At 44.5% G+C, this 26,963-nt stretch carries 26 protein-coding genes; 15 read left to right on the top strand and 11 right to left on the bottom strand.

Features of this window, described 5'->3' with window-relative positions; translation table 11 throughout:
• Positions 1–95 precede the first annotated feature (95 nt).
• The 4 genes from JFC08_RS02225 to JFC08_RS02210 form a co-directional block, all read right to left on the bottom strand.
• The gene (locus JFC08_RS02225) at positions 96–467 is read right to left on the bottom strand and encodes a CrcB family protein (RefSeq protein ID WP_109591191.1); all 372 of its coding nucleotides are present in this window, start codon (positions 465–467) and stop codon (positions 96–98) included.
• Between the two features lie 61 nt (positions 468–528).
• Complete coding sequence (gene tsaD, locus JFC08_RS02220; protein ID WP_198329559.1) at positions 529–1,587, bottom strand: tRNA (adenosine(37)-N6)-threonylcarbamoyltransferase complex transferase subunit TsaD; 1,059 nt, start codon at positions 1,585–1,587, stop codon at positions 529–531.
• 344 nt (positions 1,588–1,931) lie between these two features.
• Positions 1,932–2,441: a c-type cytochrome gene (locus tag JFC08_RS02215; RefSeq protein ID WP_198329558.1), complete on the bottom strand. Its 510-nt coding sequence runs from the start codon at positions 2,439–2,441 to the stop codon at positions 1,932–1,934.
• Positions 2,442–2,525: 84 nt separating this feature from the next.
• Positions 2,526–2,924 carry a hypothetical protein gene (locus tag JFC08_RS02210; RefSeq protein ID WP_198329557.1) on the bottom strand — a complete coding sequence of 133 codons (399 nt, stop codon included), beginning with the start codon at positions 2,922–2,924 and terminating at the stop codon, positions 2,526–2,528.
• Positions 2,925–3,333: 409 nt separating this feature from the next.
• Here JFC08_RS02210 and rpsU point away from each other — a divergent pair, with 409 nt between their 5' ends.
• Entirely contained in the window at positions 3,334–3,549 is a 216-nt protein-coding gene (gene rpsU, locus JFC08_RS02205; RefSeq protein ID WP_010195908.1) for a 30S ribosomal protein S21, read from the top strand.
• 144 nt (positions 3,550–3,693) lie between these two features.
• Positions 3,694–4,143 (top strand): GatB/YqeY domain-containing protein, encoded by a 450-nt coding sequence (locus JFC08_RS02200; RefSeq protein ID WP_198329556.1) that lies wholly within the window; start codon positions 3,694–3,696, stop codon positions 4,141–4,143.
• A 47-nt stretch (positions 4,144–4,190) separates the two neighbouring features.
• Here the strand turns inward: JFC08_RS02200 and JFC08_RS02195 are convergent, their stop codons facing one another.
• On the bottom strand, positions 4,191–5,861 hold the full coding sequence (locus tag JFC08_RS02195) for a M48 family metalloprotease (RefSeq protein WP_227697600.1): 1,671 nt from the start codon (positions 5,859–5,861) through the stop codon (positions 4,191–4,193).
• Positions 5,862–6,510: 649 nt separating this feature from the next.
• On the opposite strand from JFC08_RS02195, the gene JFC08_RS02190 reads away from it, so the two are divergent.
• The 4 genes from JFC08_RS02190 to thiS all read left to right on the top strand — a co-directional run bounded on the left by JFC08_RS02190 (position 6,511) and on the right by thiS (position 8,837).
• On the top strand, positions 6,511–6,966 hold the full coding sequence (locus JFC08_RS02190; RefSeq protein WP_198329555.1) for a sulfurtransferase TusA family protein: 456 nt from the start codon (positions 6,511–6,513) through the stop codon (positions 6,964–6,966).
• Positions 6,967–7,207: 241 nt separating this feature from the next.
• Positions 7,208–8,071: an RNA polymerase sigma factor RpoH gene (rpoH, locus tag JFC08_RS02185; protein WP_198329691.1), complete on the top strand. Its 864-nt coding sequence runs from the start codon at positions 7,208–7,210 to the stop codon at positions 8,069–8,071.
• Positions 8,072–8,134: 63 nt separating this feature from the next.
• Complete coding sequence (locus JFC08_RS02180; RefSeq protein WP_198329554.1) at positions 8,135–8,512, top strand: DUF423 domain-containing protein; 378 nt, start codon at positions 8,135–8,137, stop codon at positions 8,510–8,512.
• A 124-nt stretch (positions 8,513–8,636) separates the two neighbouring features.
• Positions 8,637–8,837 carry a sulfur carrier protein ThiS gene (thiS, locus tag JFC08_RS02175; RefSeq protein ID WP_055123529.1) on the top strand — a complete coding sequence of 67 codons (201 nt, stop codon included), beginning with the start codon at positions 8,637–8,639 and terminating at the stop codon, positions 8,835–8,837.
• A 238-nt stretch (positions 8,838–9,075) separates the two neighbouring features.
• Here thiS and hpf read toward each other — a convergent pair whose 3' ends face one another.
• On the bottom strand, positions 9,076–9,444 hold the full coding sequence (gene hpf / locus JFC08_RS02170; protein WP_045443369.1) for a ribosome hibernation-promoting factor, HPF/YfiA family: 369 nt from the start codon (positions 9,442–9,444) through the stop codon (positions 9,076–9,078).
• A 428-nt stretch (positions 9,445–9,872) separates the two neighbouring features.
• Positions 9,873–11,528 carry an RNA polymerase factor sigma-54 gene (locus JFC08_RS02165; protein WP_198329553.1) on the bottom strand — a complete coding sequence of 552 codons (1,656 nt, stop codon included), beginning with the start codon at positions 11,526–11,528 and terminating at the stop codon, positions 9,873–9,875.
• Between the two features lie 313 nt (positions 11,529–11,841).
• On the opposite strand from JFC08_RS02165, the gene JFC08_RS02160 reads away from it, so the two are divergent.
• A complete protein-coding gene (locus JFC08_RS02160) occupies positions 11,842–12,741 on the top strand; it encodes a nitrilase-related carbon-nitrogen hydrolase (RefSeq protein WP_198329552.1) in 900 nt (299 codons plus the stop codon).
• A 41-nt stretch (positions 12,742–12,782) separates the two neighbouring features.
• On the opposite strand, the gene JFC08_RS02155 is transcribed toward JFC08_RS02160, so the two are convergent.
• The 4 genes from JFC08_RS02155 to lptM all read right to left on the bottom strand — a co-directional run bounded on the left by JFC08_RS02155 (position 12,783) and on the right by lptM (position 16,712).
• Positions 12,783–13,817: a tyrosine recombinase XerC gene (locus JFC08_RS02155; RefSeq protein ID WP_198329551.1), complete on the bottom strand. Its 1,035-nt coding sequence runs from the start codon at positions 13,815–13,817 to the stop codon at positions 12,783–12,785.
• Between the two features lie 14 nt (positions 13,818–13,831).
• A complete protein-coding gene (gene dapF, locus JFC08_RS02150; protein ID WP_045443366.1) occupies positions 13,832–14,719 on the bottom strand; it encodes a diaminopimelate epimerase in 888 nt (295 codons plus the stop codon).
• A 260-nt stretch (positions 14,720–14,979) separates the two neighbouring features.
• A complete protein-coding gene (lysA, locus tag JFC08_RS02145; protein WP_198329550.1) occupies positions 14,980–16,335 on the bottom strand; it encodes a diaminopimelate decarboxylase in 1,356 nt (451 codons plus the stop codon).
• Between the two features lie 92 nt (positions 16,336–16,427).
• Positions 16,428–16,712, bottom strand: coding sequence for an LPS translocon maturation chaperone LptM (gene lptM, locus JFC08_RS02140; RefSeq protein ID WP_198329549.1), 285 nt, complete (start codon positions 16,710–16,712; stop codon positions 16,428–16,430).
• A gap of 674 nt (positions 16,713–17,386) precedes the next feature.
• Between lptM and JFC08_RS02135 the strand changes: the two genes are divergently transcribed.
• The 8 genes from JFC08_RS02135 (at position 17,387) to kbl (ending at position 26,913) form a co-directional block, all read left to right on the top strand.
• The gene (locus tag JFC08_RS02135; protein WP_055123535.1) at positions 17,387–18,619 is read left to right on the top strand and encodes an acetate/propionate family kinase; all 1,233 of its coding nucleotides are present in this window, start codon (positions 17,387–17,389) and stop codon (positions 18,617–18,619) included.
• Between the two features lie 214 nt (positions 18,620–18,833).
• A complete protein-coding gene (gene pta / locus JFC08_RS02130) occupies positions 18,834–20,990 on the top strand; it encodes a phosphate acetyltransferase (RefSeq protein ID WP_198329548.1) in 2,157 nt (718 codons plus the stop codon).
• Between the two features lie 281 nt (positions 20,991–21,271).
• The gene (locus tag JFC08_RS02125) at positions 21,272–22,186 is read left to right on the top strand and encodes a nicotinate-nicotinamide nucleotide adenylyltransferase (RefSeq protein WP_198329547.1); all 915 of its coding nucleotides are present in this window, start codon (positions 21,272–21,274) and stop codon (positions 22,184–22,186) included.
• 141 nt (positions 22,187–22,327) lie between these two features.
• Positions 22,328–22,741, top strand: coding sequence for a ribosome silencing factor (gene rsfS / locus JFC08_RS02120; RefSeq protein WP_045443355.1), 414 nt, complete (start codon positions 22,328–22,330; stop codon positions 22,739–22,741).
• 225 nt (positions 22,742–22,966) lie between these two features.
• Complete coding sequence (locus JFC08_RS02115; RefSeq protein ID WP_198329546.1) at positions 22,967–23,761, top strand: MOSC domain-containing protein; 795 nt, start codon at positions 22,967–22,969, stop codon at positions 23,759–23,761.
• Between the two features lie 202 nt (positions 23,762–23,963).
• The gene (locus tag JFC08_RS02110; protein ID WP_198329545.1) at positions 23,964–24,839 is read left to right on the top strand and encodes an N-acetylmuramoyl-L-alanine amidase; all 876 of its coding nucleotides are present in this window, start codon (positions 23,964–23,966) and stop codon (positions 24,837–24,839) included.
• Positions 24,840–24,883: 44 nt separating this feature from the next.
• Positions 24,884–25,630, top strand: coding sequence for a pyridoxine 5'-phosphate synthase (locus JFC08_RS02105; RefSeq protein ID WP_198329544.1), 747 nt, complete (start codon positions 24,884–24,886; stop codon positions 25,628–25,630).
• 92 nt (positions 25,631–25,722) lie between these two features.
• Entirely contained in the window at positions 25,723–26,913 is a 1,191-nt protein-coding gene (gene kbl / locus JFC08_RS02100) for a glycine C-acetyltransferase (protein WP_198329543.1), read from the top strand.
• Positions 26,914–26,963 lie beyond the last annotated feature (50 nt).

Raw genomic sequence — 26,963 nt, 5'->3', positions numbered from 1 at the left:
TTAGGCTGATTAATCAATTAATAGACCACTTAAAACAGACTGGTATAATGGAACCACTTATATTAGACCATTATGCGAATGGCATCTATCAAAGCTTATAAAACCAGCTTAAAGAAGTAAAATCCGATAGCGGTTGCTAGTAACGTCAGTCCCACATGTAGCCCAACCAATCCCAAACCTGCTAGTAGTTTACCAGCATTGATAAAGGTAAAAACTTCTGCACTAAAAGTACTAAAAGTGGTCAATCCGCCCAAAAAACCGGTAATCACAAATAGTCGGACATTGGGCGATAAACTGCTGCCCACGCGCTCAAACCACACCAGTGCCAACCCTATTAATAGTCCACCCAATACATTAGCACCAAGCGTCCCAAGGGGTATCCAGTGGTGCAGCGGATTAAAGCGAGCCAACCATGCCCGCAGGCAAGCCCCAATGGCAGCCCCTAGTCCAATAGCAAGCCACTGCATAGTTCATCCTTAGGTTTAATAAAGGTTAACGGAGATAGTATTAGTATTGAGCAAAGCCGTCTTACACTGCTGGTAGCTCAGTCATCGGCCAACGCGGCACACAGCTCACCGCTAAATCATCAGACTGCCCTGCCTGCAAGCGCTCATAACCAGCATAAGCAATCATCGCCCCATTATCAGTACATAATGCAGGCGGCGCATAATGCACAGTGGCATTTATCTTGGCAAGCTCACTCTCCAAAGTTTCACGCAAATGAGTGTTGGCACTGACACCGCCCGCAATCACCAATCGACTCATCTCTACTTGCTTTAGTGCTTTCACGCACTTTCGCACTAGCGTATCGACGACTGCATGCTGAAAGCTGGCGGCGATATCGGCGCGAACTTGCGGATCGCTGTCCGTATTATTCCCTGAGCCACCTGAACCATCGGTGTCTTTAATAAGGTTATGCACGGCGGTTTTCATACCACTAAAAGAAAAATCTAATCCGCGATGTAGCATGGGTCTTGGCAAATTGTAAGCAGTTGGGTTGCCTGTTTCAGCCAATCTGGCAATATTGGGACCACCCGGATAGGGCAAACCTAACATTTTGGCGGCTTTATCAAAGCATTCACCTGCGGCATCATCGATCGACTCACCCAGTATCTCATATTGCCCGACACCACGTGCGGCGATGAGTAATGTATGCCCACCTGAGACCAATAACGAAACAAACGGAAAGGCGGGTGGATTGGCACCCATCAGCGGTGCGAGCAGATGTCCTTCCATATGATGGATGCCAATGGCAGGGATATCCAAACCATACGCCAAACTTCGCCCAAATAATGCGCCCGTCATCAGAGCGCCAATGAGTCCGGGTCCCTTGGTATAAGCAATGGCATCAATCTCGCTTTTCTTCACATTACACTGCTCTAACAACTCATTAAGCAAAGGCACCAACTTACGAATATGATCGCGGCTGGCAAGCTCAGGCACAACGCCACCATACAGTGCGTGCAGCTCTATTTGTGAATACAGAACTTGTCCAACCAGCCCTTGATTGCCACTATTCATCTGCTCACTGTCAAAAATCGCCAGACCTGTCTCATCACAAGAAGTCTCTAAACCCAATACTTTCATATTTTTGCCTTTATCATACTTTGGTCTGCGTATTATTTTTACAACGCTGCTATCTTTTAGGTCGTGTCGTCTTTTTAAAAATGGTGATAAAAATGAGATAAATTGCCGTCAAACAAGGAAAGCAGCGTAAATACTATCGAGATATTAATAAGCTATTTGACAATGTTTGGCGATGTTTGACAAAGTTTAGCCATTTCTAGCCCATTTAGAGGTTAATCGATTGAATTATTGAGGACACGCCCTAGTATCTGCCAAAAAACGTGCATAAAAAAAACCGCCATTGTCAGACACAATGACGGTCAGTTTAACAAATTTCAATGGTCAATATCTCTTAATATACCGGATCAACTAACTGCTTCAATCATGTAATCTACAGCTGCGTAAACTTGGGCTTCACTGACCTTATCGGTGGCTTGGGCTGGCATCTTATTAAAGCCTTTTGCCGAATGCATGTGCAGCGTCTCTGTGCCTTTAGCCAGACGCGGCTCCCACGCGGCTTTATCACCGTATTTAGGCGCGTTCAGCAGCCCGCCTTCATGACAAACCTTACAGTTGGTCTCATAAAGTTTGGCGCCTGCATCCGCAGCCAACACTTCTGGCTCCGCAGAGATTTCCTGCACTGGCTTATCTTCAATGACCGTCGTCTCGGTATCTGCCACAGGTTCAGGCGTAACGACCTCAGGTTCGACTATAGGCGCGTCTTCTACCACTACCGTTGTATCGGCAGATTCACTGGCAACAGCTGGCTCTTCGACCGCTGCATTGTCACTACTACAAGCAGTGATTGCTAATAGCGCACTTAAACTGATAGCAGATAAGACCAGTTTATTCATACGCTGCTGTTTACTTATCATGATCACACCTCTATTCGATATTTCATGTTAGCGACTGTTTATGACAGCGCATAAATTCAAAACCTATCAACACACAAACCGTGATTAGTTCGTAGCTGGTTCAGCGTCAGCAGTAGGCGTTGCCGCCGTAGCAGCAGCTGGCACATCTGCACTACTAGCTGGCATATCTGCACTGTCAGCGACAGCAACATCGCTATCCGTTGCATCTGTCATATCAGTAGCAGTCGTCCCTGCTTCAGCAGTTGCAGCACCATCTACTGTGCCCTCAGCTTCAGTTACTGGCGCTGGAGCCGTTTCTGGGAACTCCATTTTTTCAGCTTCAGGTGCGTTTTTGCGAGCCAGCTCAGCGGCTTCATCAACGCGATCTTTTGCCAATACTTCGTGTGATTCGCCTTCTTTTTCACCACTACAAGCGCTAATGCCAAAGCCAAGAGCAATGATAAATGCGGTGCTTAGCGCTGTATTTAGTCCTGTTTTTTTCATTCCAACATCCTCAATAAAATACACATAAAATGGTTAATATGCTGACTATTATATGCAAATTATCATAGCATAAACTCCAACCAAACCGTTATAGACAGTAGGGTTTTTTATTCATAGTAATTTTATACTTTGCATTTATAGTTTCATTAAAGCTGGAGCAAAAACCTGCGTTCTAACTACTTTTAAAATTGTCTCTGCGCATTGCCCCTTGCAACTTAATGATAAATATGGATTAATGTGCTAAAATCATTGACTTAACTGACATTTTTTATTAAAATACTTGCCCTTGTGCTCATGCGCAAGATTATCCTAGTTTGAGCTGATGCCTGTAATCTTGAGATATTACGGCTAAATACTAATACACAGCCAGACTAATGCCCTTATATCTCATCCTAATCGAGGAGTCTTCATGCCTGCAGTTAAGGTTAAAGAAAACGAACCAGTTGACATCGCTATCCGTCGTTTCAAGCGTGCTTGCGAAAAAGCTGGCGTATTATCAGACGTACGTAAGCGTGAGTTTTATGAAAAACCAACGCAAGTACGTAAGCGTAAAAAAGCTGCTGCCGTAAAGCGTTATAAGAAAAAATTACAACGCGAAACTATTCGTACCACTCGTATGTACTAATCGATAATTCGATTAATTAAGTACAAGTGCTACATTAACGCCACTGTTATCCATTGATATCAGTGGCGTTTTTTATGCTACAATTTTTATTATTATTGCTTAAAAATTTGAATAAATACCTCTTAACAAATAAGGATAATAACAATGAGCCAACTTAAACAGACTTTATCAGACAATGTCAAAGTGTCTATGAAAGCGCGTGAGCTTGAGCGTGTCAAAGTACTGCGTAACGTGCAAGCGGTTATCAAGCAAATTGAGATTGACCGTCAAATAGAGCTTGATGATGCGCAAGTCTTAGATATACTGCAAAAGCAGCTAAAACAACGCCATGAGTCATTGACTATTTTTAACGAAAACAATCGTGATGATTTAGCGACCAAAGAGCAGTTTGAGATTGATATCATCAATGAGTTTATGCCAAAACAAATGGATGATGCTGAACTTGCGGCCTTGGTCAATGCGGAAATCGTGGCACAAGGCGCAACCTCTATGCGTGACATGGGCAGTGTGATGGGTGTATTAAAGAACAAAACCGCAGGACGCGCAGACCCTGCGCTCATCTCTAAGCTGGTGAAAGATGCGCTGCAAGGCTAGTAATTAGTGTCCTCAAAAGCTAATGACGACATCGTAAAAATAACCGCCTAAGGCTCAAAGTCTTTGGCGGTTTTTACTGCTTTGATTTCTGCATTAATATTGGCAAGTAATGGACGGGCGCTACTGGCTTGAGCCGTGGTTTGTAGTTTTTCCGCCAGTTGTTTGGCTTGGGTGAGTGACGTCAATGCACTCTCGTAACGACTACTCCATAGTTGGTCATGACTGCGATAGCGTAGCGCGTTAATAGTGGCAATATTTTTCAGGGACGCAGAGTCGGTCGTTTTTGCCAGTTTTTCATTGGCCAGTTGCAGACTTTGCCAAGCATAACGGTCGCTTGGCTGCTGCTCGGTCAGTGGCTTGAGTAGTGCTTGGGCTTTGATTGGCTGATTGCTATTGGTGAGCGCTTCTGCCAAATAAAGACGCAGATCACGACGCTCAGGGTAAACACGCTGCTGGCTGGCTAATACGTCCGCCGCTTGTGACCATTTATTCTGCTCCGTTAGAATTTGGCTATGAGTAATCGATAGTAAAGGCTCTAAATTTTGGCGCTGCGTAGGCGGCAGTCGATTGATTTCAGCCAGTAAATCGCTTGCCTCTGTAAAGCGTTGCTGTTCGCCATACCAGTTCATCAGAGCCAATTTGGCACCTACGCTATTTTTAGCAGCCGTCATTAGCACTGTCTCTGAGGCATGTTTACCCGTACTTTGGACACGCCAGTAGAGCAGATCAAATAAAGCCTGATGGCGTTGCTGCTGATTTAGTGACAATGAGGGATAATGCTGGGCACGACTTTGTGCTTCACTTAAGCGCTCGTTACTGAGTGGATGCGAGCGTACGAAGCTTGGTAAAAATCGATTTTCAACTTGGTTGAGCTGGCTGCGTTGATTCATTGTGGCAAAGAATCGCGGCATCGCCCTTGGGTCATAGCCTGCTTGGGTCATTATTTGCATGCCCACCCGATCGGCCTCGCGCTCATTATTTCGACTAAATGCCATCGTGCTGTTCATCGTTGCCGTTTGGCTACCCATCATCACTGCCGCCGCTGCATCACCATCGACCGCTGATGCTGCAATCGCTGCCAGCATACCGCCTATCTGCATCAGCAAGGCCTTTTTGCGCTCATCAGCACCACTTTCGTAATGGCGCTGACTGATGTGAGCAACTTCATGCGCCACCACACTGGCAAGCTCATCCATACTGCTGGCGGCCAGAATCGTCCCTGTATTGAGTCCAATGACACCGCCTGGTGCTGCAAAGGCATTGATACTTGGGTTATCAATGATAACCAAACCCATCGGCGCTTGCTGCCTTGCTTGCGCATTGAGACGCCAAGTCATGTCTTTGACCGTTTCTTGAATCCAAGGATCATGCTCCATTTTGATACGACCATTGACATTCCGTAACGACCATTCGCCAAGCAATTTGTTTTGATATTGCTCAGCGAAGCTCAAGCCTTGTCCGCGCAAATTGGGCAGATTTAACTCTTCTGAGCCGGTGGTTTGCCATGAATTATAATTGGATGCCATCGCTTTGCTGCTCGTATTAGCATTATTAAGACTATCCTCGCTCATGGCAGCAGTGGTCATCGTCATTAGTATCGCCGACAACGCCAATTTAATAGCGCTCGATAATGCCATCGAACGCGCTGCACTTTTACATTTTTTTTCCTGAGTCATGGGCGCATTACCAAGTATCGATTGTCTATTAAAATGGTTCAAGTACGTATCCTATGCAAGTGAGTAATGATACTGTTTTTGAAGTAAGGTCTTTTCGACTGATTTTTTGACTAAACGTTTTTCGACTATACGAGCTTGCTGATATAAGGTCAATTCTAGTCTGCATTCGACTACCAATAACTCAGCTGTCCGTCACTATTGTGCAACATGGCTTTAGTCAATCCCATATAAAATGGGCGTGGTGTCAGGCGCGCGCAGTCTACTATTTTTAGTACTTTTGCTCGCCTTCCTTGTATCTAAATTATCTTGAACACACTATATGTGATTCTAATGAACTGAATGTGACGTTGACTATATTCAACTTCAACTACATATCGGCTATTTGGTATAATGGCATTTCACGACTATAGGATCTGGTCACTGCCGAGTGTCTTTTAGGAATAACAGGCACTGTCATTGCGTGTTTGTGAATGTTCAATACAATCTAGGGCGTGTCCTCATTTTAAAAATGGTGATAAAAATGAGATAAATTGCCGTCAAACAAGGAAGATAGCGCACATAATATCGAGATATTAAGAAGCTATTTGACGATGTTTGGCAAAATTTAGCTATTTTTAGCCCATTTAGAAAGTAATCGATTGAATTGAGGACACGCCCTAGTACAAACCAAAATATTTATAAGGTTTATTTTATGTCTGCTGATCGTCAGTCAACCACCGTATATTCGCCTTATTCTATAAACTTATCAGCAGATTTGTCTGATACTGAGCAGCAAGACATCAACAACCTGTTAGACTTGTTACCAGCGCATACTGTCACTATAGATCATGAGGCGAATGAAACGCAGCCCATTCATCTCCAACGTTTCGTCGATGGTCGCGGACTTGCTTGTCCAATGCCGCTGTTAAAAACCAAAGTAGCACTACGTGACGTCACAGCTGGCGGTTCATTATATGTGGTCGCAACTGATGCCAACTCACAGGCTGATATCACCGCTTTTTGTCAACAAAGCCAGCAAGCAAATGCCGCAAGTCAACTGCGATTAATCGTTAATAGCATGACGGATCAGCCATCAGCGGATAGCTTATCAGCACAGCGTTTCGATACAATATATCACTTCATCATTACTAAAACTGATAGCAACTAAGTGTCGCTATCCTTTACAATTACAACTATAAAGATTTTTATCTGACTATTTGCGTCACTATTTAATCAAGGTCAAGAATATGGCTAATAATTCTACTGATACGGCAAAAACGAATAAAAAAGATGAGGCAGCTCCTATAAAAAACGAAGCACGTGATGCCGCATTAAAAGCTGCCGCCCAACGTCCACCTTATGATGCTAGCGCCTTAGGTGATACCAGTACGCGCGACTTAGTGCCAGCGATGCCGACTCATTTGTCAGCGCCTGGGGTCAATTTGGGCGCTTATATCAACACGGTGCACCAAATCCCAATTTTGACACCAATCCAAGAGCAAGAGCTGGCGCATCGCTATTATGACGAAGGCGATGTAGAAGCAGCGCGTTTGCTCGTGATGTCGCACCTGCGTTTTGTGATTCATATTGCCCGCAGCTACTCGGGTTATGGTTTGCCGCAAGCAGACTTAATCCAAGAGGGCAATCTGGGACTAATGAAGGCTGTAAAACGCTTTGACCCGAATAAGGGCGTGCGTTTGGTGTCATTTGCAGTGCATTGGATTAAAGCAGAAATTCATGAATTTGTGATTCGTAACTGGCGCATTGTCAAAGTCGCGACCACCAAAGCGCACCGTAAATTGTTCTTTAACTTACGTAGTCTCAAAAAAACCAACAACCAGCTCACGCTAGAAGAGGCTGATGCCATTGCCAAAGACTTAAATGTCACACGCAAGCAAGTGTTAGAAATGGAGTCGCGGCTTACCTCTTATGACGCCTCGTTTGAGGCGCAATCTAGCGATGACGACGATGGACGTTATGCACCGCAGCTATTTTTAGAAGATGGTATCGATCCTGCCGAGCAGTTAGAAGAAGCAGATTGGGAAGAAAGTAACTCATCTGCATTGATCGCGGCAATGGATACCCTTGATGAGCGCTCACGCGATATCGTGGAGCAACGCTGGCTCTCTGAGCAAAAATCAACCTTACACGAATTGGCAGCCGTCTACTCTATCTCAGCAGAACGCGTACGCCAAATCGAAAAAAATGCCATGGACAAAATCCGCGAGGCAATGACCATTGATAGCGTTATTTTGCCAGACGATATTCAGTAGCAATTACCTATCAGTAGTGCCTGTCTTTCACCAGCGGTAGTTTTTAGATAATACGAGTTTGTCATGTTAAATTGGATAGGTATTGCGGCGATCAATATGGCCATCGCCGTCGCTTTAGGAGCGTTTGGAGCGCATGGCTTAAAAAATATCGCCAGTTTGCAACAACTCGAATGGTGGCACACTGCAACACTGTATTTATTTATACACGCGCTGGGTTTATTACTGGTTGGTCTGTTGATTCGCCTGAGATATGCCACGCAAACTACTGCATGGCTACTACAAATTGGCATTATAATATTTGCTGGTAGCTTATATGCAATGACACTTGGCGCACCACTTTGGTTTGGCGCGATTACGCCTATCGGCGGCGTACTAATGATTGCAGGTTGGCTATGGTTAGCAGTGTCATCATTTAAGATGAACAAATTGGTCACAAAATAATCAATCGATCAAACGATAAGTAAGTTGCACTCTATAGCATATCCTCATTTTGAAAATAGAGATAAAAATGAGAACACGCCTTAGTACGCACAAAAGGATAAAAAATCATTAAGGAGTATATTTTATGAGTACCATTATCGTTAATGGTAAGACACTACAGACTACCCATCAGACCGTGCAATTGGTCATCAATGAGCTTGGTCTTAGCCAAGGTCGTTATGCAGTAGAAGTCGATGGTGAACTGATTCCAAAGAGTGAGCTTGCTCAATTAAGTATCGCTGAAGGTATGAATATCGAAGTGGTGCAAGCAGTCGGTGGTGGCTAATTAGCTAAAATGATGATCTGTTGATTTGAAAACAAATGTGCTTAAAGAAATGTATTTAAAGGTGAGTTTTTAAAAAAATAATTGCTCATAAAAAAGACCTCAACATAGCAAATGTTCGAGGTCTTTTTCCGTTTTAGGCAATGTCATTTAGAGATATCTAAAAATGCGGCTACTTATACTATTTATTATTTCATCAGCCAGTAATCATTAACCTTTAAATATCCTAAACTCTATAACATTAAACTGCTGGAGCAGCATCGTCTGTCATCAGCTCTTCATAGCGTCCATCACGCCCAGCACCCTGAGTCTTTTTGCTCTCCAACTTGGTTTTGTACTTGCGTACTTGTCTATCAAGTTTGTCTGCCATCTCGTTAATGGCTTTATACATATCATCGTCAAGCGCTTGGACAAACATCTCTTTACCCGAGACTCGCATAATCGCTTCAGCCTTATGGCTCTTTATAGCACCGCTGTTATCTAATGATAAAATGACTTGAATACTTTGAATTTGATCAAAATGACGACCAATTTTATCAAGTTTTTCTTGAACAGCTGCGTTCATAGCGTCGGTAACACTGATATGGTGACCACTGATAGAAACATTCATATTGTTGTCCTTTTATTATGACTTACATTGTTGCCTACGTTGTTGCTTGCGTTGTTACTTACAATCAACAGATGAGCCAGCATTCCTGCTTTTTCACCCTGCCTTACCAACAATGAATGGTGTGTCTTTATTGATCAGCGCCTTTAGTAATCGATACTTTTAGCAAAAATCGAACGTGTCCTTTCGTTGTCATTTTGATTAATGAGATAAGTAAATACGCTAAATCGACACTTAGATTTCGTTGTTGGTATGACTCTAATTTGTCATGAATATCGAATAGTAGCAAGACAGTAAAGTGTAATTAAATGTAATAAAAACGGTTGTTTCCTTAATGTTTCTATATAATCAGAAAATTTTATTTTTTATATTTACCAACAAATATATTAGCGATAGCACGATTTTTCTCTTAAGTCATTGAATTGTGACATTTAATATTTCTGTTTACGCTGAGTAGACGAGCCAATATTCATTGCTTCACGATATTTGGCCACGGTTCTTCTGGCGATATCGATACCTTCGGATAATAAACAATCTTTTATCCGACTGTCAGATAATGGCTTTTTGGCATCTTCATCGGCTATCAGTTGCTTAATCATGGCGCTAATGGCAGTCGATGAAATATCGCCGTCGGTACTGCTAACATGAGATGAAAAGAAATGCTTGAGTGAAAACAATCCCTGCGGCGTCAAAATTGTTTTACTGGTGGTTAGACGTGAAACGGTCGATTCGTGCAAATCCACTTCTTCCGCAATGGCTTTTAGAATAAGGGGTTGCATGGCAGTTGCGCCATGCTGCAAGAAATCTTGCTGATAACGCACGATACTGGTTGCCACTTTTAATAGGTTTTGATTACGCTCTTCGATACTACGAATAAACAAGCGGGCATCGGTGAGGTTTTCACGCAGATATTGATTGTCGGGGCTGTCATCACCGCGCTTCACCAAATTGGCATATTCTTGATTGACTCTTAGCTTTGGCATGGTGTCAGGATTGAGGCGCACATTCCAGCCGTCCTCCTGCGTCGATGTATCTGAACTCGTCTGACTCTGATAGTGACGTATAGGCGTGACCAAAACATCAGGAATATCATAGCTGGCTGGCGACTGAGTATAGTCTGGTTGACTGCTTTGAAACAGCAATCCAGGTGACGGATTCAAAGTACGCAGTAAGTTAAGCGCGGGGGTAATCTGTGCAGGCGCGAGTCCAGTCCGCTCAGTCAATGCTTTGATGTTATTGCTCACCAAATGCTCACTGGCTGACAATAATGCTTGCGCTTCTTTTAGATGGTCAGTATTTGCATCGAGCTTGGACAACTGAATCGCTAGGCACTCACTGAGATTTCGCGCCCCGACACCCAGCGGATCGCAAGACTGAATAACACGTAAAACAGCCATGACTTCATCGTGCTCAACAGATTCATCCCATTGATAAAAACTTGCCATCGTATCGAAGCTTTGCAACAGCTCATCGATATCAAGCCGCACAAAACCCATGTCATCCATAGAGTCCATCAGATAGGTTGCAATCAACATGTCCGCTTCTGAGAGATGCTTAAAGTTCAGCTGCCAGCGCACATGGTCTTGTATGGTGGCAGAAGTGCCACCTTGATAACTGTCAAAATCCTCGTCACTTTTGCTCCCCGAACTGCTTGCCGTAGATGCATAATTGCTGCTATCAGTACTATTTTCAAAGCTACTATAGTCGTCACTATCCATAATATGATTATCTATGGCACCATCATCGATACTGGCTTGCTGTAATTTGTCCAAGCTGTCACTAAAGTCTTCATCTTGTTCAGAGTTGTGGGTATTACTCTCAGAGGTTACGCTAAATGAATCAGTATCAGTACTCTGGTTCCAGCTATCAAGTGTCAATGACTCATCTACTCTATCGCCGCTGCCATAATCGTATTCATCTTCATCATCCTCAATACGTTCAAGCAATGGATTACTATCCAGCTTGGCCTGAACCTCTTGCGCAAGCTCAAGACTAGAGAGTTGCAGCAATTTAATGGCTTGCTGCATTTGCGGGGTCAGTTTTTGTGAGGTGCTCAGCGTGGTCGCCAATCCGAAAGACATACTCATGGGTGGCTTATTACACTCCGATACTGGTGATAGTCTATATATGTTGCCACTTAAAGTAGCGATTTAACGTTATCAGGACATGACGATAGCATTTTTCGTGGCAATTTTGCTATGATAATTTATAGACGACCCAATACGCTTATTGCTCTCTACTTATAAAATCCTATAAATTTGACCGTTTTAGCATGAACTGCTAAAGAATAAATAACCAAATCTTGTTGATCATAATAAGACTGTATAAAAAACACAAGGTACATGACACAAAACCTTTGAGCAAATTGAATCACTCTTAACATTAACCGAGAATAATACGATGAATGACCAAGCAAATAAACTGCACCTTGTCACTGCTGCGATTCAAATGAATAGCCAGCAAGACATCGAAAAAAACGTAGCGGCTATAAAAGCTGCCATCAGCGATGCCAGTCATCAAGGTGCTCACCTTGTTGTCTTACCAGAAAACTGCTGTAGCATGGGCGAGCAATTTGCCACCGCAGAACGCTTTGATTCGCTATCAGCGACGATAGCAGACTATGCCAGTACTTACGGTGTCTATGTGCTGGCAGGCTCACTGCCCTGCCCTTATCGCCCTGATGGCGTCATCGTGCCTGATGGCAGACTGCGCCAAGTCAGTCAGCTATTTGCCCCTGATGGTACGCGAGTGGCACGCTATGACAAAATTCACCTATTCACGGCGACGGTAGCAGATAAACATGGCAGCTATAATGAAGCGGCGACGTTTGAGCCCGGTACACAGACTGTAGTTGCAACAGTAGAGAGTGATCATGCTGTCTATCAACTGGGTATGATGATTTGCTTTGATCTACGCTTTCCTGCATTGCCACAGCGCTTACGTCAAGCAGGCGCTGACATATTAAGTGCGCCATCGGCATTTACTTATTTAACGGGGCAAGCACACTGGTCGCTGTTACTTCGCGCACGGGCGTTAGACAGTCAGTGCATGGTCATTGGTGCAGCACAAGGCGGCGACCATGTTTATAAAAACGGTGATATCCGTCAAACGTGGGGGCATACCACTATCACAGCTTTTGATGGCACGATTATTAACAGCTATGATGCGAGTGCACTAGATAAAACCACGGGTAACGAAAAAAACCAAGATTATGCTTTGATCTTGGCAACCTTAGATAAACAGACTCAACAGCAAGGCCGCCAAAAAATGCCCATTTTTGATTGTCATCGTTTGGCGTAAGTCAATTTCAATATTGAATAGTAAGTATTGAATATCGAATATTAGGTGTTGTTTTCTTCGGTCCGTGTATGAGTCGAGCGCGGATGAGCGCGATCATAGACTTGCGTGAGCTTAGCAAAATCGACATGGGTATAAATTTGCGTGGTACTGATATCGCTATGCCCAAGCATTTCTTGCACCGCGCGCAAATCGCCACTGCCCGACAGCATGTGCGAGGCAAAACAATGACGCAATAGATGCGGATACATATTTTGTGCGATGCCGGCACGGGTAGCCGCAACCTTGAGACGCTGCTGCACTGCCCGTGTCGATAAACGCGTACCCAATTTTTCACTAATAAATAATGCGCTGTCCATTTGCTCCACCCACAGATTACGATGCGGTAGATAACGGCTAATCGCTTCTGCTGCCTTGATACCTAACGGCACCAAACGCGTTTTATTGCCTTTACCTGTCACGCGCACGCGCAGGTCTGACAAATCCACATCGGCCATATCCAACGCGACCAACTCGCCTACGCGCAGACCGCTGCTGTATAGCAATTCAAACATCGCCTTATCACGGAGCCATAAGCGCGCTTGTTCGGGTGTGTCAGGCATCTCTTGGTCAAGCAGCTGAGTGAGCAAATCAACATCAGCGATAGACGGCAGCGGTCGAGGACTACGTTTGAGCTGATAGCCAGTCGTTGGATTGATACGTGCCAAGTTCTCTTCTATCAACCAGCCATAAAAATGGCGAATGGCTGACAGCTCTTGCTGGACGCTGGCAAGTGCCAGCTTGTCTTCATCCAAGCGTTGACTAATATGCTGGGCTAATTGGCGCTTATCGCAGCGCGTCCACGTCAGGCGTTTCCCACGTAAAAATAGTGCCAATTGATTCAGTCCTGCAAAATAGGCGGTCAACGTATGCGGCGAGTGATTGCGCACCGACAAGACATTAAGCCAACGATGCACGGGCGCTAACAAATCACGTAACGCATCATCCGACTCTATAGCTGCGGCGTGCTCGACTGATAGCCATGCTTCTGCCTCAGAATCTGAGGTAGGCTCCATCGTATGATTGTTTTTATTGGACATAGCCCTATTATCCATTAGCCTTCTGGATTGGGCTTGATGCCCGCTTGCGCCATCAGACCATCTGGGCTAAATACGCCTTCGTAAACAAAGGCGGTCGGACCGGTCATCATCACTGAATAACCCGGCTGCCATTTGATGATCATACTGCCACCATAAAGCTGCGCACGCACGTCTTCGCCTTCATCGAGCCAGCCTTCGCGGATACCAACCGCTACTGCGGCACAAGCGCCAGTACCACAGGCTTGTGTCTCACCGACACCGCGCTCATAGACACGCAGACGAATATGACGCTGATTCATCACTTGCATAAAGCCGACATTGACACGGTCGGGAAAGGCGGGATGCGATTCGATGGCTTTGCCTAAGGTTTCAACGTCGGCATCGAGCACGTTATCAACTTTGATAACGGCATGCGGGTTGCCCATATTGGCAACATAAAGCTGTACAGGAGTGCCATTTACATCGAGATGATAGGCGTTTTGAATTTTGGTTGTGGCTCTGGGGGTAAAAGGAATCTCGCTTGGTTCAAATTTCGGCTTACCCATATCGACTTCGACCCAGCCGTAACGATCAGTGGTCAATGAAATGATGCCGCTTGCCGTCTCAACACGCAAACGCTGTTTAAATGACAGTTTACGCGCTTGCACAAAACGGGCAAAACAACGCGCACCATTACCGCACTGCTCAACTTCTGACCCATCAGCATTAAAAATGCGATAACTAAAATCAACGTCAGGACGCATCGGTGGCTCAACGACGAGCAGCTGATCAAAGCCAATACCCAAATGACGGTCACCCAGTAACTGTACCAAATCCTTGGTCAAATCTAAGCGCTGAGTCACCAAATCGATGACCATAAAATCATTGCCCAGACCATGCATCTTCGTAAATTCTATTAGCATATCCTTGTTATCCTATCCTATTTTTATGTATGTCTTATATTAGCACGCTGTCAGATACAATCATAACTATCACCGCTATCGAATACTAAGTTAACACGATGCTGAATCCATCTTGTACAGTCAAACTGATATCTCTTATTAGAGCAGGCCATAAAAAAGCCCATCATCAAAGACAACGGGCTTTTTATCTAGGGCATGTCCTCAATCTGAACGAAAGCGCCTAAATGGGCTAAAAATGGCTAAATCCGTTGGTCATCGATTTATTTACCTTGCCACAATACTTCGTCTGCATATAGCGCTTCAATGGTTTCGCGTTTGCGAATCAGTTGATGGCTATCATCGGCGACCATTACTTCACTAGCACGCGGGCGTGAATTATAATTGCTACTCATGGTAAAGCCGTACGCACCAGCGCCTGTGATTGCTAAAATATCGTCTGCCGCGAGCGACAATAAACGGTCTTTCGCTAAAAAATCACCCGTTTCGCAAATAGCGCCAACGATATCCCATGCCTGTGTGCCATCAGTGTCGATGCCATTATCAGGCAAGACACTTGGAATGACTGCCATTTCAGCTTGATATAACGCCGGACGAATCAAGTCATTCATTGCTGCGTCAACAATGGCAAAGTTCTTATGTTCCGTTGGTTTTAGCACATCAACCTTGGTCAATAATACCCCAGCATTTGCCACAATACTGCGACCCGGCTCAAAGAATACCGTTAAGCCAAGCTCGCTAAGTTTCGGTAATAACGCTTGAGCAAACTCGTCGATAGATACTGGTGTCTCATCGATATAACGCACACCCAAACCACCGCCCAAATCGATATGACGCAGCTCGATACCTTTATCACGTAGGTTGTGTATCAGCTCAATCACTTTATCCAAAGCCGCGACAAATGGCGCAACTTCAGTCAACTGCGAGCCAATATGACAGTCAATACCGACGATATCAATATGAGATAATTGCGCCGCTTGCTCATAGACGGCAACTGCGTCTTCGTGGGTGATACCAAATTTATTGTCTTTTAGCCCTGTTGAAATATACGGATGCGTCTTGGCGTCGACATTGGGATTAACCCGTAGTGAAATTGGCGCAGGTTTATCCAATTTCTGTGCCACATCATTAATCAAAGTCAGCTCGCTGATTGACTCTACGTTAAAACAACCAATACCTTGGGTCAGGGCATATTCAATATCGCTATAGGTTTTGCCGACGCCTGAGAATACCACACGTGCAGCTTCGCCCCCTGCCGCCAATACCCGCATGAGCTCGCCACGAGAGACGATATCAAATCCTGCGCCTGCTTGCGCCAATATACCAAGTACCGCAAGATTAGAATTGGCTTTTACAGCATAACAAATCTGGTGCGTTAAACTGGCAAAGCTATCGCTATAAGCTTGATAGACATCCAAAATGGCTTGTTTTGAGTAGACATAGCATGGCGTACCATAGTGTTTAACCACATCATCAATGCTCACCTGCTCCATATACAATGCGCCATTGTGATAATCTAGCGCGGGTAAATGGACGGTTAAAGCTTGAGGATTAACATACAAGCCTTGCTCAGTTTGGATCGTGACAGATTCGCCAGTTTGTTGCTCAGAATGACTCATATAAACATCTCTAATTTCATCAGGTTACAAAGTTAAAAAATCTTAGGGTGTACACCGAAATCTCGTTGACGGCATTGATTCTTTAATCAGAATCAATAATCATTAGGGTCTTCACTAGGTTCCGGTAGCTTAAAATCATCCATTTCTTGATGACCATCATCTTGTGTCGAATAGGTACTACCCTGTATGCCAGCGCTATCCGTAGCTCCTTGAACCGTCTGGCTACTAGCGTCGGCGAGGTATAGATTGCCTTTTTGACCGCAACCCGTCAAACCCATCATCATCACCCCACTAATAATAAAAGTGGAGATAACACGGCGACCAAGATCAGCGACATTAGTGTGCTCAGTTTTCGAAAAGCGGTTAATAGTAAACATAGAATAGAGAACCTGTGACTTTGCAATGGCATGAAAATGATAAAAAACACGAGTCATAAAGTCGATAGATCAAACCCTATAGACAGCTAAATAAAAGCTATCGCCATCGCTAAAAAATGACAATATGACTGCTTTGGATAATAGCATTATTACATAATGCTGTGTGCATACTGAATATCCCTAATCAATAAATTTGGACGAGTTTGGTTTTGCTAAGCTTTACTAGACCGTGCGACTGCCATTTACTAAGCGAGCGTTGATACTAGCGGTCTTAATGTATCGCTATAATGGTAAAACAGCCTATTATATTTACTTAGACAAATTTTCTTACAATTTATTATTAACTACTATATTTGGCTGTAGCAGCCGACAAACCCTAGCGACACTCGGTGTACAGTTGTATTGTCTATACCACATTCTATCAATTTAACCCTTATAGTTATCGTGGTATAGCCATAAAACTATGGTACATTATGTGTAGACCTTGCGACTGTGTTGAGGCGCTAGCATGCGACTTAACAAGCACTGATCAATAGTGCCAGCCCAAGAGTGACCAGAATCAGCAATGTACTTGCTTGACCTATGTCGGCATGGATGCGGCTGGTTTTTGTTTATTCAACCGGTACTCGTCTGTGATGAGTCACCCTTTACAAAATACAATCTAAGGACAGAGTATGAGCGCCAGCCTAACCACCACTTTTGATGACAAAAATACCGAAACATCGAATCTAATCAATCCCACCTTAGTCCTCAACTGTGGTTCCTCTTCTATCAAATACGCGCTGATTAGCGAAGACAATTCTATTCGTATCACTGGTTTGGCCGAAAACTTAGGACTCGATACTGCTCGTATCAAACACACGACGTTGAATGGTGATAAGCTGGAAATCTCTATCTCAGGTGGTCGTCATCAGTTAGCATTACAAAAAATCCTTGAGCTATTAGAACAGTATCATTTCATCGCCGTTGGTCATCGCGTGGTTCATGGTGGCCGTGAGTACTCTGCAGCGGTCCGTGTCGATGAGCATGTGCTAGACGAAGTAAAACGCTTAAAAATACTCGCACCCCTACATAACCCTGCCCATGCTTTAGGTATCGAAGCGGTACAGGCGATTTATCCTGATATTCCTCAAGTCGTCGTCTTTGATACAGCCTTTCACCAAACCATGCCTCCTGTTGCTTTTCGCTACCCACTACCAAAAGCCCTATACGAAGAACACAAAATCCGCCGTTATGGCTTTCATGGTACGTCTCATGCCTATGTCTCAGAGCGTGCCAGTGAAATTACTGAGTCTAAAGGCCCACATGGCTGGCTTACAGCGCATCTGGGTAATGGCTGCTCGGCAACTGCCGTTTATGATGGCAAAAGTTTCGATACCAGTATGGGTCTGACCCCGCTTGAGGGGCTCATGATGGGTACGCGTAGTGGTGATGTTGACCCAAGTCTACACATACACCTAAAGCGCCAGCTCGGTATGAGCTTGGAAGAGATTGATGCCATGCTCAATAATGAAAGTGGTCTATTGGGTGTCTCAGGATTGTCTAATGATTTACGTACCGTCGAACAAGCGGCGAACGAAGGTCATGCAGATGCCAAACTCGCTATCGAGATGTTCTGTTACCGCGTCGGTAAATATCTTGCCAGCTTAAGCTGCGCGCTGCCAGAATTCACAGGCATTGTCTTTACAGGTGGTATCGGCGAAAACTCAGTAACCACCCGAACCAGTATCCTAGAAGTGATGCGTCATTTCGGCATAAAAGTAGACGCTGACAAAAATGCGAGCTTGTTTGGTGGTAGCGAAGGCAGCTTCCACGCAGACGATAGCAGCATCGAGCTGTGGGTTGTGCCAACTGATGAAGAGTGCCGTATTGCTCAAGAAACACGTGAAGCATTGGGCTTACTCTAAGCTCGAGATTTTTTATAAGTTGCTTATATTATAAATTGCTTATAATTTTCTCATAAACTTCTAGTCGCCTTATAAGCTTTTATTCATTAGACGTTTTGGATTGTTTTTTGCCCAGCGCTTCTTATACATAGCCTATGATGAGAAGCGCGACGTTTTACTCATTCCAGCAAGGATGAAGTGAGCTTTAAAAATATAATAAACCGTAGGATACTTTATGCAAACCATTTTACTAGTTCCCATCAGCCGTGGTATCGGCGTAACGTCAGCAGCGCTTGGATTGATCCGCGCTCTTGATTACAACGGTATCAAAGCGGGCTTTATGAAGCCATTTTTGCAAGATGATACACTTGATAAGCAAAACAGTTTAGATAGCTCAAGCGCGTTAGCAATGCATGCTTTTGGTCTGACGCCACCTAAATCTATCAGTCGGCAGCGTGTCGAGCGTATGATTGGTGATGGTAATCTTGATGACTTAATGGAAGAAGTGGTCGTCAATTATCATACTCTTGGCGATGATTATGATGTGGTGATCTGTGAAGGCTTAGTACCGACCACAGAGACCTCTTATGCCTCACAAATCAACCGTGCGATTGCCCATGCATTAGATGCTAGAATAATCTTTGTTAGCACTGCTGATACCAGTAAACCGGCCTATCTGGCTGATAAGCTTGACGTTCACGCTCGTGAGTTTGGCGGCATCGCCCATGAGCGCACGCTCGGCGCGATTTTGATGCGTGTACATGACTTGCCAAATGCACAAAGCACCGTAGAAAATCAAATCGTTGCCCCTGGCGAAGCAGTTGTGAGTTTAGATGAAGGCTTTATGCAAGAAGTCCAGCGCCTATCACCACATTTTAATACTGATGCGTTCCGTTTAATCGGGGTAGTGCCATTCAGTGATTCACTGTCCGTGCCTCGTACGTGGGATATCGCCACTGAGCTTGATGCCAAATGGCTCAATGTCGGTGAAGCTAAGTCACGCCGTATTAACCGCATTAGCCTAACCGCACGCTCGGTCGCACGCGTCGATGAGGTGTTTAAACGTGGCACCCTTATCGTCGTACCGGGCGATCGAGATGATTTACTATTAGCAGCTGGACTGGCTTGTATCAATGGTATCCCGCTGGCAGGATTGGTATTAACCGGCGGCGTCGAGCCGAGTGCAACCGTCGCTGAGCTATGGCAATCTGCCCTCAAAACAGGTATCCCTGTCATGAGTGTCGAAAGGGACAGCTATGAGACCGTACAAAGCCTCATGCACATGAGCGCAGAGATTCCAAGTGATGATACCGAACGTGCTGAAGAAGTGGCTCGTTATGTCGCCGCTCATTTAAATCTTAGCTGGATTAAAGACTATTTTAGTCAAAATCATGAGCCGCGCCTCTCACCATCTGCATTCCGTCATCAAGTGGTTAAAAAAGCACAAAACGCCAAAAAACGCATCGTGCTACCAGAGGGTTCCGAGCCGCGTACGGTTGAAGCCGCTTGTATCTGTCAAAGCCGCGGCATCGCCAACTGTGTACTACTCGCTAAGCGTAGCGATGTCGAGCAAGTGGCTAAAAATCTTGACTTAGTTTTACCAGAAGGTCTTGAAATAATTGACCCCGATACGCTTGATATGGATAAGTATATCGCTGCAGTGGTCGAACGCCGTAAAGGCAAAACCAGCGCAGAAGTCGCGGCTGAATACTTAAAAGACACCGTATATCTAGGCACGACCATGCTACAGATGGACGAAGTCGACGGCCTCGTTTCTGGCGCGATTCATACCACTGCCAATACTGTCCGTCCAGCGTTTCAGTTGATTAAGACCGCACCGCAATACTCGCTCGTATCATCAGTATTTTTTATGCTGCTGCCTGAGCAAGTGGTGGTCTACGGTGACTGTGCCATTAATCCTGATCCAAATGCCGAAGAACTGGCTGAGATTGCCATTCAATCAGCACAGTCTGCTGCTGCCTTCGGTATTGATCCAAAAGTCGCGATGATTAGCTATTCTACAGGCTCATCAGGAACTGGCGCAGATGTCGAAAAAGTCACTCGTGCGACCCAAATCGTCCGCGAGCGTGCGCCACACCTAAAAGTCGATGGGCCGCTACAGTATGACGCCGCTTCTGTCATGAGCGTCGGCAAGCAAAAAGCGCCTGACTCACCTGTCGCTGGGCAAGCCAATGTCTTTATTTTCCCAGACCTCAATACGGGCAATACCACTTATAAAGCCGTACAACGTAGCGCCAATGTAGTGAGTGTTGGCCCAATGCTGCAAGGTTTGAATAAGCCAGTAAACGACTTGTCTCGCGGAGCCTTGGTCGATGATATTATCTACACCATCGCCCTTACCGCTATTCAAGCTCATAGCGACGCAATTTAATTGCATTAAAATGTAGGACTAATTGCGCTATAGGTAACCGACTATCAACATGATGGTCGGTTTTTTATTGGCTACGTTTACAACTGACTTTTTAAAAAATTTTCATCACGGATAGCTAAGCGCTCATTTTACCTAGTATTTCAGCGCTTTTAATGACAGATGCCCGCTTGCCCTCTACAATAGCGCTACCATCGAAGCATTTAACCTAAAAAGGTCCGCTGATAAAAGGGTAAAAGGCATCAACGACAACGTACCTCTTATCTATTTTTACGCATTTATTTATGCCAAATACCAGCAAAAATCCTCAAAAAAATACACCTGCGCCAGCCATTCGTGCTTATCTTGGCGGCTCATTTGATCCCGTACATGAGGGTCATCTGCAAATGGCAATGACTGTTTATCAGCGTTTGCTACCGATAGCCAAGCAGCAACAGCGCGCGCTGCACGTGTCACTATTGCCCAATGCACGCTCTCCCTTTAAAGAAAAAAGTACAGCTCCTAAACACCGTCTGGCGATGTTAAAGCTTGCGACACTCAACACACCGCTACAAATTAATGAGCTTGAGCTGTGGCAAACACCGCCTGTTTATACCATCGATAGTGTACGCACGTTGCGCCAGCGTTATCCAAATGACAGTCTAATATTCATCATCGGTATGGATAGCGCGCTGAGTTTGAGCAAATGGAAAAATGGTTTAGAGCTTACGGATTACGTCAATCTTTGGGTGTTTAATCGTGATGATCTGTCTGATATTAATCATAAAAATAATCACCTGTTGGCAACCACGACTCATTGCGCGAACAAAACGTTAGTCGCGCAGGATGCGATGAACTTGCACACCCAATTACCTGCGCAGCTGCAATCTTTACGCATCGATGCGCCTATTGATTTATTACAGCCCACCTCTCAAGCATCGACCGATAGCCGTCTCTTGAAAAACACCCATCAAGGCCACATTTATATAGACTCTCGTCCTATCGCCACGATATCCAGTACACAGATACGCCAACAGTTGCAACCGACAGACAATCGATCGAATATAATATCGGCAGCGGCAAGGCAAATGACATCTATCGCACCAATAAATGATATCATAGACAATACTGCACCCAATCCATTAACTAAATGGCTAAATCCTGCTGTTTATCAATATATTATCGCCCATCAGCTATATTCTGCTGCTCAATTCCGTTAAAATCGCCTTATCTTTGTCATTTTGCCCATCCAGTCTCTACAGCTGACTGGCGACATCTAGTCCATTCGACAATGCCAACGCATGCAAATTGACGATTTACCTTTTTATTTTTAATATTGACGATTCAAGAGATCAAAATTTATGACCAACACCATGACTGAAGAACGCTTAAAAGAATGCTTAGCCGTTGTTGAGACCGCTCTAGATGATATGAAAGCGAAGAACATCACCGTAATGAATGTAGAAGATTTGACTGACGTAACCGAACGCATCGTTATCGCTGACGGTACTTCTAAGCGCCATGTACGCGCGATGGCTGACAATGTCGGTGCTGAAGCGAAGCAAGCGGGCTTTATGCCACTTGGTCGCGAAGGCGGTATCGACTCTGATTGGACATTGATTGATCTGGGCGCTGTCGTCGTTCATGTAATGACGCCACAAGCCCGTGAGTTCTATGACTTAGAAGGTCTATGGTCATCACCTGAGCAATTGGCTGAGCTGGTCGCTGTACCGCGTGAAAAGAAAACCGCTGGTCGCCGCAATAAAAATAAATAATTTTATTTATTTTTATAACGCTGTGAAAACCAAAAAGACCAGATATCTATTCTGGTCTTTTTTTGTCTAAAATTTACCGTTCTAATACTCTTTCACCTACTGCTAAATATTAAGCGGCTGAATGCTTAGCATTAGATGAATGATTAAGCTAAGATAATACGCATTATTAATACCAGTATCAAAGTAGCCTCTCCCCTAATAAATCCCTATAGATTAGGAAAACTTATGAGCTTAGAACCTATAAATGTAGCAACGCTAACATCCTCTACCCAAAAAGATGTAGCCGACTTTAACCAAACACTGCCGCTACATATCGCCAATCTAATCTGCGTCCGCGCTGGCAAAGCCATGCCATTTACCCGTGAAGAAATGAGTGCCATTGATAAAGCGCCAATTAACGCACCTGTTGCGGTCAATTTTATGGGACTGATAACTGATGAGCAAGCCGATCGCAAGCATCATGGCGGCCCACTCAAAGCCGTGCATCAACTGGCACCTGCAACTTATGAGAGAATCAATACAGAGTTCAGTCTAAAGGTACGCGTCGGTACGCTGGGCGAAAACCTCACGACCGAAGCCGTCAATGGTCTACCTGAAATGACTGAGTCTACGGTTTGCATTGGTGATGTTTATCAGTATGGAGGAGAGTATGGTGATACGGCTACTAGTACGGATGATGTTGATAATTTACAACTGCGTATCGTCCAACCACGACGCCCCTGCTACAAAATCAATGATCAAATCGGACAGTTTACCAAAGTGCCAAATATCGCAGCATGGGTAAGTAAACAAGGTATCGCTGGTTGGTATTTCAAAGTGGTACGTGATGGCATGGTTAGCGCTGATTTGCCAGTTTACTTGATAGAACGCCCTTATCCGTTTGCCACGTTAGAGAGGCTGTGGCAACTGGCCAATTCAAAAGAAAAATACGATGCCGAGGTGATTGAGCCGTGGCTGTCGATTGAGTGCTTGGAAGAGAGTTGGAAAAAAGTGTTGGCGAAGAAGATTCGCAAGGATTAAAAAAGCTTTCAAAGATATCTCGAACTCATCTATCTACTATCAATAAAAAAATAAAGGCAAGTATAGTCAATCCTATATAAATCAGATACGGTGTCAGGCTCGCTTAGTCTACTATTTGTAGTACTTTCGCTCGCCTTCCTTGTATCCAAATTATATTGAAACGACTATATCAAAGCTTACCTTTTTTCATACAGAGCATTTCATGGTAAAAAACATCTTCTTAGCGTTTGGCTTAACACTGCCCTTGATTGGCTGCGTGACCACGACCTCTCCAGTAGCGACCACCGAAAGCTACATCGTGGATAGTAAAACCTACCAAGCCACTGGCAAAAGCGAACGCATCAAAACCATTGTGCTGCACTATACGGTGTCAGACAATGACCGATCCATTAAAACACTGACCACAGGCAAGGTCAGCGCACACTATCTAGTGTTAGATAATGACGATGATAAAATCTATAATCTCGTACCAGAAAACGAGCGCGCTTGGCATGCAGGTGACGGCGGCTTTGCAGGTAGAACCATCTTGAACGATACCTCTATCGGCATAGAAATCGTCAATGCAGGGATTGCGCCTGAATATCAGAATGCACTAAAAAATGGCAAACTCGACTATCATCCTTATGACCATTATGTGTCGTTTGACGAGTTACAGATTAAAAAAGTCGCAGAGTTGGTGCAAGATATCACGGCGAGATATGACATTTCACCGAAAAATATCATCGGTCATTCTGATATGGCACCCTCGCGCAAAATAGACCCCGGTGCAAAGTTCCCTTGGCAGCAGCTATATAAAGAGTATGGCATCGGTGCTTGGTATGATGACACTGATAAGCTTGCTTTTATGGATACAAACGCATTTGCAGCGGCCACGATACCTGAGCTGAAGCAGCAGTTTCGTGATTATGGCTATCAGATTAACAGTAGTGACGAGTGGGATAAAACCAGTCGTGATGTCGTCTATGCATTTCAACTGCACTTTAGACCCCGTAACCCAACAGGAACGGTAGATTTAGAGACTTATGCTATTTTAAAGGCATTGAATAAGAAGTATGCTGATACCAACGATTTTTATTAACCCTTTCATATCATCAATAATAAACAAGCTGTACAAGGAATTTTATGAGCACATTGTTTAGCGTAAATTTGAATAAATTGGCTTTAATCCGTAACTCTCGCGGTACTGACTACCCTAACCTGTTGACCTTTGTGAAAAAGCTGATTGACCTAGGTGTCAAAGGCTTTACCGTACACCCGAGACCCGATGAGCGACATATCAGATACCAAGATGTCTATGATATCAGTGCATTCTTAAAGGACTATCCAGAGATTGAGTTCAATATCGAAGGGAATCCAAACGAGCAGTTCTTAAAGATTATCCGTGAGGTAAAGCCGCATCAATGTACGCTCGTGCCAGACAGCGACGATCAGCTGACCTCTGATCATGGCTTTGATATCATCACTCACCATGAGTTTTTATCAACGTTAAGCAAAGAGCTACAAGCCTTTGGTACACGCTGCGCAGTATTTATCGACCCTGATATCGAACAAATCAAAGCGGTCATCGAGAGTGAGGTACAGACGATAGAGATGTATACCGAAGAATGGGCACGCGCCTACAGTAATGGTAAGAGCGATGACAAGTTTGATTTCGATGAGGTCAAGCAACGCTTTAGCGACTGTATTAATCTAGCCAATCAAAACGGCATCCGCGTCAATGCGGGTCATGATTTAAATTTGGATAATTTGGCTGACTTGCTCGCGCTTAGTGATATCGCTGAAGTGTCGATTGGTCATGCATTTACGATTGAATCACTGGAGCAAGGCATGGATAATGTGGTGCGTCAGTATTTAGCAATTTGTGGTTAATCCGTATTAATACGCAAATAGCTTAGTTCTATTACCAGTCCCAATATTTCTATTATCAAACGAACACCAATAATACTAAAAAAGGAATATTTATGTATCAAACCTTTCAAAAACACCTACAACAAGAAATCAGCGATATACGCGAGGCAGGCCTGTATAAAAACGAGCGCATTATTACCTCTCCGCAAGATGCGCTCATCAAGATCGCCGATGGCCGTGAGATGCTTAACTTCTGTGCCAATAATTATCTTGGACTGTCTGATCATCCTGAGATTAAAAAGGCGGCTATCCAAGCCATTGAAGACTCAGGTTATGGCATGTCATCGGTGCGTTTTATTTGTGGTACGCAAAATTTGCATAAGCAATTAGAAGCGGCGATTTCCAAGTTTTTTAATACCGAAGATACGATTCTTTATGCCGCCTGTTTCGATGCCAATGGTGGTGCCTTTGAGCCACTGCTGACCAGCGAAGATGCCATCATTTCTGATTCGCTAAATCATGCCTCAATCATTGATGGTGTGCGCTTGTGTAAAGCCGTGCGCTATCGCTACGCCAATGCAGATATGCAAGATTTAGAAACGCAATTACAAGCAGCGCAAGCACAGCGTTTTCGTTTGATTGTCACCGACGGTGTGTTTTCAATGGACGGTAACGTGGCACCAATGGATGAGATCTATGCGTTGGCACAAAAATATGATGCCATGGTCATGATTGACGAATCGCATTCAGCAGGTGTGGTCGGTCGCACTGGTGGCGGCGTGACTGAATTGTTTGATCTACGTGGCGATATTGAGCTGATCACGGGTACGTTAGGCAAGGCATTTGGCGGTGCTATTGGCGGCTTTACCACGGGTAAAAAAGAAATGATTGAGATGCTGCGTCAACGCTCACGCCCGTACTTATTTTCAAACTCTATTCCTCCTATGGTGGCTGCCGCTGGGGTAAAAGCGTTTGAAATGCTATCGCAAGACAATACACTACAAGACCAATTGCATGAAAATACCGCCTACTTTGTGAAGCAAATGCAAGACGCGGGCTTCGATATCAAGCCTACCGAATCGGCCATCTGTGCGGTGATGCTCTATGACGCCAATGTCTCGCAACAAATGGCAGACGCACTGCTTGAAGAAGGCATTTATGTGATTGGCTTCTTCTACCCTGTCGTACCCAAAGACGAGGCTCGCATTCGTGTCCAGCTCTCTGCTGCTCATACTCGCGAACAGCTCGACCAATGTATCGCCGCCTTTATCAAAGTCGCCAAGCAAATGAAAGTGATTGATTAAGCGTCGTTCGGTATTGATCTAAATTCAACCATAAAATGCAGCTAAATAAG

Source organism: Psychrobacter cibarius (assembly GCF_016107535.1).
Taxonomy (GTDB): Bacteria; Pseudomonadota; Gammaproteobacteria; order Pseudomonadales; family Moraxellaceae; genus Psychrobacter; species Psychrobacter cibarius.
The sequence above is the reverse complement of the archived record's forward strand: the minus strand, read 5'-3'. Positions and strand labels throughout refer to the sequence as shown.

Coding starts and splice junctions, on each gene's coding strand:
- rsfS (WP_045443355.1), top strand. CDS start 22,328: ATGACCAACACCATGACTGAAGAACGCTTAAAAGAATGCTTAGCCGTT.
- JFC08_RS02160 (WP_198329552.1), top strand. CDS start 11,842: ATGAATGACCAAGCAAATAAACTGCACCTTGTCACTGCTGCGATTCAA.
- dapF (WP_045443366.1), bottom strand. CDS start 14,719: ATGCTAATAGAATTTACGAAGATGCATGGTCTGGGCAATGATTTTATG.
- hpf (WP_045443369.1), bottom strand. CDS start 9,444: ATGAATGTTTCTATCAGTGGTCACCATATCAGTGTTACCGACGCTATG.
- JFC08_RS02110 (WP_198329545.1), top strand. CDS start 23,964: ATGGTAAAAAACATCTTCTTAGCGTTTGGCTTAACACTGCCCTTGATT.
- JFC08_RS02115 (WP_198329546.1), top strand. CDS start 22,967: ATGAGCTTAGAACCTATAAATGTAGCAACGCTAACATCCTCTACCCAA.
- pta (WP_198329548.1), top strand. CDS start 18,834: ATGCAAACCATTTTACTAGTTCCCATCAGCCGTGGTATCGGCGTAACG.
- JFC08_RS02200 (WP_198329556.1), top strand. CDS start 3,694: ATGAGCCAACTTAAACAGACTTTATCAGACAATGTCAAAGTGTCTATG.
- JFC08_RS02225 (WP_109591191.1), bottom strand. CDS start 467: ATGCAGTGGCTTGCTATTGGACTAGGGGCTGCCATTGGGGCTTGCCTG.
- JFC08_RS02190 (WP_198329555.1), top strand. CDS start 6,511: ATGTCTGCTGATCGTCAGTCAACCACCGTATATTCGCCTTATTCTATA.
- JFC08_RS02165 (WP_198329553.1), bottom strand. CDS start 11,528: ATGAGTATGTCTTTCGGATTGGCGACCACGCTGAGCACCTCACAAAAA.
- tsaD (WP_198329559.1), bottom strand. CDS start 1,587: ATGAAAGTATTGGGTTTAGAGACTTCTTGTGATGAGACAGGTCTGGCG.
- JFC08_RS02180 (WP_198329554.1), top strand. CDS start 8,135: ATGTTAAATTGGATAGGTATTGCGGCGATCAATATGGCCATCGCCGTC.
- JFC08_RS02215 (WP_198329558.1), bottom strand. CDS start 2,441: ATGATAAGTAAACAGCAGCGTATGAATAAACTGGTCTTATCTGCTATC.
- JFC08_RS02210 (WP_198329557.1), bottom strand. CDS start 2,924: ATGAAAAAAACAGGACTAAATACAGCGCTAAGCACCGCATTTATCATT.
- JFC08_RS02105 (WP_198329544.1), top strand. CDS start 24,884: ATGAGCACATTGTTTAGCGTAAATTTGAATAAATTGGCTTTAATCCGT.
- JFC08_RS02155 (WP_198329551.1), bottom strand. CDS start 13,817: ATGTCCAATAAAAACAATCATACGATGGAGCCTACCTCAGATTCTGAG.
- rpoH (WP_198329691.1), top strand. CDS start 7,208: ATGCCGACTCATTTGTCAGCGCCTGGGGTCAATTTGGGCGCTTATATC.
- thiS (WP_055123529.1), top strand. CDS start 8,637: ATGAGTACCATTATCGTTAATGGTAAGACACTACAGACTACCCATCAG.
- lptM (WP_198329549.1), bottom strand. CDS start 16,712: ATGTTTACTATTAACCGCTTTTCGAAAACTGAGCACACTAATGTCGCT.
- lysA (WP_198329550.1), bottom strand. CDS start 16,335: ATGAGTCATTCTGAGCAACAAACTGGCGAATCTGTCACGATCCAAACT.
- JFC08_RS02125 (WP_198329547.1), top strand. CDS start 21,272: ATGCCAAATACCAGCAAAAATCCTCAAAAAAATACACCTGCGCCAGCC.
- rpsU (WP_010195908.1), top strand. CDS start 3,334: ATGCCTGCAGTTAAGGTTAAAGAAAACGAACCAGTTGACATCGCTATC.
- JFC08_RS02135 (WP_055123535.1), top strand. CDS start 17,387: ATGAGCGCCAGCCTAACCACCACTTTTGATGACAAAAATACCGAAACA.
- kbl (WP_198329543.1), top strand. CDS start 25,723: ATGTATCAAACCTTTCAAAAACACCTACAACAAGAAATCAGCGATATA.